The sequence below is a fragment of the Streptomyces tricolor genome, assembly GCF_002155905.1.
In the GTDB taxonomy this organism is placed as follows: domain Bacteria; phylum Actinomycetota; class Actinomycetes; order Streptomycetales; family Streptomycetaceae; genus Streptomyces; species Streptomyces tricolor.
In genome coordinates this window covers 191-5,690 of the sequence record NZ_MUMF01000573.1, presented here as the reverse complement: position 1 = coordinate 5,690, position 5,500 = coordinate 191, and the positions used below count along the sequence as shown (strand labels likewise).

General features: G+C 70.2%; 6 protein-coding genes and 1 pseudogene. 1 reads left to right on the top strand and 6 read right to left on the bottom strand.

What is annotated here, in order from left to right:
- Both CCN44_RS44665 and CCN44_RS33860 read right to left on the bottom strand, forming a co-directional pair.
- Positions 1–431, bottom strand: a pseudogene (locus CCN44_RS44665) (stealth family protein); the annotation flags it as partial.
- Between the two features lie 12 nt (positions 432–443).
- Positions 444–2,111: a stealth family protein gene (locus CCN44_RS33860; RefSeq protein ID WP_202430224.1), complete on the bottom strand. Its 1,668-nt coding sequence runs from the start codon at positions 2,109–2,111 to the stop codon at positions 444–446.
- A 220-nt stretch (positions 2,112–2,331) separates the two neighbouring features.
- Here CCN44_RS33860 and CCN44_RS33855 point away from each other — a divergent pair, with 220 nt between their 5' ends.
- On the top strand, positions 2,332–3,093 hold the full coding sequence (locus tag CCN44_RS33855; RefSeq protein ID WP_059250323.1) for a phosphoglyceromutase: 762 nt from the start codon (positions 2,332–2,334) through the stop codon (positions 3,091–3,093).
- 69 nt (positions 3,094–3,162) lie between these two features.
- Here the strand turns inward: CCN44_RS33855 and CCN44_RS33850 are convergent, their stop codons facing one another.
- From CCN44_RS33850 to CCN44_RS33835, 4 genes are all read right to left on the bottom strand, one after another.
- Positions 3,163–3,642: a flavoprotein gene (locus tag CCN44_RS33850; RefSeq protein ID WP_086702131.1), complete on the bottom strand. Its 480-nt coding sequence runs from the start codon at positions 3,640–3,642 to the stop codon at positions 3,163–3,165.
- 250 nt (positions 3,643–3,892) lie between these two features.
- Complete coding sequence (locus CCN44_RS33845) at positions 3,893–4,309, bottom strand: nuclear transport factor 2 family protein (protein ID WP_086702128.1); 417 nt, start codon at positions 4,307–4,309, stop codon at positions 3,893–3,895.
- Positions 4,310–4,373: 64 nt separating this feature from the next.
- Positions 4,374–5,126, bottom strand: coding sequence for an SDR family NAD(P)-dependent oxidoreductase (locus CCN44_RS33840; RefSeq protein WP_086702126.1), 753 nt, complete (start codon positions 5,124–5,126; stop codon positions 4,374–4,376).
- 82 nt (positions 5,127–5,208) lie between these two features.
- Positions 5,209–5,500: Rrf2 family transcriptional regulator (locus tag CCN44_RS33835; protein WP_086702133.1), on the bottom strand; the 292-nt coding region annotated here is incomplete at its 5' end.

Here is a 5,500-nt window from a genome sequence, read left to right as displayed (position 1 = left end):
GTGCCGTCCGCGCCCACCGCACCGACGTACCCGGCACTGCGCGCGAAGTGCCGCCGGGCCCCGGCGAGGACCGCGGCACGGTACGACTCCTCCACCCCGACCACCGGCCGCGGCACCCCGGGCCCCTGCTCGGCGGGGACCAGGAAGTACGGCACGCCGGCCGCCTCCAGCAGGGCGCACATCTGCTCCAGGTCGGCGGCGGCGGCGTCCGCGGCGGTGTAACCGGCGACCGTACGCCCGTACAGCCGTACCCGTCCGCAGGCGACCCGGCGCAGCCCCGGCACGGCGGCGCGCAGCCGGCGGCGGGCCGGGGCGGCGCGCAGCGCCCAGAGGCGCGCCGACAGCCACAGCCGCAGCCGCACCAGGAGGTCCCGGGCGGCCCGCAGCCCCGGCGACGGGGCCGCGAGCCGGTGACGGAGGTGTATGGCCATGGCCGCGACCCGTCAGCTCTGCTTCTCGAAGGGGCTCGGGAAGGGGAAGTAGTTCTCCAGGAACTCGTGCATGCGCACGCTGACCTGCTCCCGCTCCTCCGGCGGCACGTCGACGTCGTTGAGGCAGAAGAAGTCGAAGCGGCGGTTGCGGCGCAGGTCGGCCAGGCGCCGCTCGGCGTCCGGCCGGCTGATGTTCACGTACCGGAAGCTGAACTTGCCGGGCACGCCCTGCCCGGTCATCAGCGCGTACTGGTAGAGCAGCGGGGCCGTCATCGCGATGTCCTGCGGCGAGCGGAACCGGGACGCGGTGGTGCGCCGGATGTCCTCCGGGAACAGCTCCTCCAGCACGTGCAGCGTGCCGCGCTGCTGCGGCAGCGGGGTGTGCATGAAGTTGTTCGTCGTCATCCGCCCGAACTTCTCCAGCAGCAGCCGCCGTACGTTCTTGCTGGCGGAGTTGGTGGCGGTCTCCTCGGCGTGCGGCTTGCCGACGCCGATCTTCAGCGGGGACACGGGGATCTTCATCAGACCGCTGCCGAAGAAGAAGTGCTCCGGGGTGATCCGGCGGCCGACGAAGACGTCGTCGTTGAAGTACAGGTAGTGCTCCGACAGGCCGGGGATGTGGTGCAGCCGGGTCTCGATCGCGTGCGAGTTGAAGACGGGCAGCACATCCGCCGGGAAGATGTCGCGGTGGTCGACGACCGTGATCCCGGGGACGGTGTCGTCGAGCCAGTGCGGCTTCTGGCCGTCGGTCACGATGTAGATGTGCCGGACGAAGTCGGCGTACATCGCGAGCGAGCGCAGCGAGTACTTCAGCTCGTCGTGGCTGGTGTAGCGGGAGGCGTTGGTCTCCTTGTCCAGGATCTCGGCGATGCCGCGGTCCTGGTAGCGGGCGCGCTTGGCCCGCATCGCCGGCTCCTCGCCGTCCACCCAGGTGTAGACGACGTCGACCGGGAAGGTCACCCGGTTCACGGTCGGCACGGTGAGCGGGGCGAAGGTGGGCAGCTCCCGCTCGCCGACCCGCACGGTGGCGGGCTTCTGCTCGCTCGCCGGCAGCACGTCCGTGATCCCGTTGTTGCGGGGCGTGACGAGCGACTCGGCGAAGATGTCGGCGGAGGCCTGCGGCTGCACCTTGGCCAGCCGCCGGGGGCCGTCGGCGGAGGCGAGCAGCTGCCCGCCGTCCTCCCAGAACTCCACGTCGCAGGCCAGCTCCGGCCCGGCGAGCAGCTGGCCGGCGGGGCCGAGGTGGTTCTCGCCGATCCGCAGCACGGGGGCGGTGCGCAGCGCGGCGGGCAGGGCGCCGTCCAGGAAGAGGGCCGGGTGCTTGAGCTGGCCGCCGGGCAGCGGCCGGCCGATGAAGACGGCGGTGCCCGCGTGCCGCTCCTCCAAGGCGGTGATAAAGCGTTCCCGGTCCACCGCATTGACACCGACCGTGTAACGCGTCCGGGAGGAGACCAGGAAATAGGAAATGCCGGCCTGCTCCAGCGCGCCGACCACAAGATCCAAATTCTCGGCGGCGGCTTCGGCGGCGGTGAAGCGGTCCACCACCCGGCCGTAAAGCTGCTGGCCCTTCACCGCGACCGGGCGCAGCTCCGGGTCCGTGACCGCCGCCTTGCGGCGCCGCCGCATGGTACGCAGCTGCCACACCCGCTCGGCGGCCTTCCGCTCGACTCGCGGTCGCATCCGCCGCGCAAAGGAACGCACGGTCACGTTCTGTGCTCCTCTTCCTGACCCCTCGATCTTCCTGGCGATAAGCAGACACGTGAATGTGGCGAATGGTTGTACGAGAATTAACCGAACGTTAGCGAGACGGAGAGCACACTCGGAGCCGCCCCATGACCGGGCGTGCTACGGCACCCGTGCGCGTCCCGCCCCGGAACCCCCTTTAGGTAGGCTCGACGCCATGGCCGACGCACCGTACAAGCTGATCCTCCTCCGCCACGGCGAGAGCGAGTGGAACGCGAAGAACCTGTTCACCGGCTGGGTGGACGTCAACCTGAACGAGAAGGGCGAGAAGGAGGCAGTCCGCGGTGGCGAGCTTCTGAAGGACGCCGGTCTCCTCCCCGACGTGGTCCACACGTCCCTCCAGAAGCGGGCGATCCGCACGGCCCAGCTGGCCCTGGAGGCCGCGGACCGCCACTGGATCCCCGTCCACCGCTCCTGGCGCCTGAACGAGCGCCACTACGGCGCCCTCCAGGGCAAGGACAAGGCGGCGACGCTGGCCGAGTTCGGCGAGGAGCAGTTCATGCTCTGGCGCCGCTCGTACGACACCCCTCCGCCGCCGCTGTCGGACGACTCCGAGTTCTCCCAGGCCCACGACGCGCGCTACGCGACGATCCCGCCGGAGCTGCGCCCGCGCACGGAGTGCCTGAAGGACGTCGTCGTCCGCATGCTGCCCTACTGGTACGACGCGATCGTCCCCGACCTGCTGACCGGCCGCACGGTCCTGGTCGCCGCCCACGGCAACAGCCTGCGCGCCCTGGTCAAGCACCTGGACGGCATCTCGGACGCCGACATCGCGGGCCTGAACATCCCGACCGGCATCCCCCTCGCCTACGACCTGGACGCCGACTTCAAGCCGCTCACCCCGGGCGGCACGTACCTCGACCCGGAGGCGGCGGCGGCCGCGATCGAGGCGGTCAAGAACCAGGGCAAGAAGAAGTAACCACTGCCTGACCAAGGCCCCTGCCTGCGGCTCATCCGCCGGCGGGGGCCTTTGTGCTGCGGCGGGCCGCTACCGTGCTGCGACGATCTCCTCCACCGCGCCGAGGAACAGGTGCCACGGGTACTCCTGCGGCTTGCCCTGGCCCGGTGGGTTCGGGACGAAGCCGTCATCGCCGTACAGCACCCGCACACGCATCCGACGCAGTTCTGCCACGCCCCGCTCGAACTGCGGGTGCTGCGCGTAGGCCGCGTTCACGCAGGGCATCGCGACCATGGGGATGCCTTTGCCGATGCCTCCGGCGACGACGCCGACCACGAAGTCCCGTGTGAGGCCGAGGGCCCACGCGTTGACGGTGTTGAAGGTCGTGGGCGCCACCGCGATCACGTCCGCCTTCGGCCACACGTCCGGCTCCCCCGGCAGCTTGTACGCGCTGCGCACGCGGTGCCCGGTGAGCCGCTCCAGCTCAGCCGTCTGCGGCTCCAGCCAGTGTGCCGCGGTCGGGGTCAGGCCGAGACACACCTCCAAGCCGCGAGCCTGCGCGTCCGCGATGAGCGTCTATGGCACGGTCACCCGGGAGTGCGGCACGGTGAGCATCCCGCACCGCAAGGGACCGCCACCGCTCACCTCCGCCTTCCCGTCATGCGCCTGCCCGAAGTGCCGGACCGGAGAGGCGACTGCCCAGTGACCGGGACCGCACGGGACCGCACCCCGACGCTTCCTGACAACTGGCAGCGACCACCGACGCCGATGAAGAGCACGCGGTACGGCTACTGGTGCGAGTGCTGGACCCTTGTCGCGCTCAGTCGGTGTGGAACGCCTGGTCGACGCTCAGCGTGTCCTCGTAGAGGTGCATGCGGACGATCTCGCCGTCTTCGACCACCAGGTGCATGGCCGACGGAGTGGTGAACTCCTTGCCGGTGGACGCGACGGTGTGCGTGAAGACCCCCAGCAGCATCACGTCACCGCCGTCGACGATGATCCGCTCCAGCACGACCTTGCTCTTGCCGGGTACGAAGTGCGGCCACATCGTGGTGAAGTACGGCGCCACTTCCTCCCGGTGGGTACGGCGGCCGGTCCAGGGCAGTTCGTCGTTGCCGGGGACGTGCCAGTCGATGTCTGCCGCGAACAGCTCCTGGATGCCGTCCTGGTCCTGCCTGCCGAGGCGCTCCAGGAACTGCTCGGCCACTGCCCGTGAGGTCTGGGTATCTGTTGCCATTGTGTTTGTCCTTGTCTCTCGTACTTGTGGAGTGGGTGTATGTCGCATGCGCCTCACGTCACCTCTAGAGCTGCGTGGCGCCGCCGTCGATGAGCAGTTCCGCACCGGTGGTGAAGGAGCTCTGGTCTCCGGCCAGGTAGAGGGCGGTGGCAGCGACCTCCTCGGGACGACCGGCGCGGCCGAGCGGGGTCGGTGCGGCGGGTTCGGCCACCGCGGACTGATCGCCCTGCGGGAACGCGGCCCGCAGCTCGTCACCGCCGGGGGTCTCGACGGGGCCGGGAGTGAGGGCGTTGACCCGGATCCCGCGGCCGGCCAGTTCGGCAGCCCAGGTGCGGGCGAGGCTGCGGATCGCGGCCTTGGTGGCGGCGTAGACGCCGAGGCCCGGGGCGGCGCGCAGGGCCGCGCTGGAGGAGAGCAGAGTCACCGAGGCGCCGGCCGACAGGAGGGGCAGGGCCTTCTGGACGGTGAAGATCGTGCCCTTGAGGTTGATGGAGGTGGTCTGTTCGTACTCCTCCTCGGTGATCTGACCGAGCGGACGGTAGTCCCCGACGCCGGCGTTGGCGACGACGATGTCGAGGCGGCCGCTGCGCTTGGTGATCTCGGCGAAGAGCCGGTCGAGGTCGTCGAGCCGCGACACATCGCCCTGGATGCCGATCCCGTGGCTGCCGACCTGCGCGACAGCGGTGTTCAGTTCGGCCTTGCGGCGGCCGGTCAGGTAGACCGTCGCTCCCTCGGCGGCGAACCTGCGCGCGATGGCCAGACCGATGCCGGTAGAGGCGCCGGTCACCAGGGCGGTCTTGCCGTCCAGTTGTCCCATGGGGTTCTCCCGATCTTCGAGGTAACCATTTTTGTTACATTGAGGGCCGCGGAAAAGTGCCACCACCGGGACCGGCGGTGGGCTAGGCGGTTTTGAGTACGTCCCGCAGGACGTCCTCCAGCGTGGTTCTCGCCAGCTCCCTGCGGAGGGCGGCCTCGATCTCGTCGTAGACGGAAGTCAGCGCCGGCCCGATGCCGCGGCCCACGACGCACTCGGGGTCAGGCGTCGAGCGGTGCAGAGCGAAAATCGGCCCGGCAGCGATCGCCTCATGGACGTCGAGCAGGGTGATCGCCGCCAGGTCCCGGGAGAGCGTCCAGCCCGCTCCCGTACCTCGCCGCGAGTCAACGAGGCCGGCCTTGCGCAGCTCGGCCAGG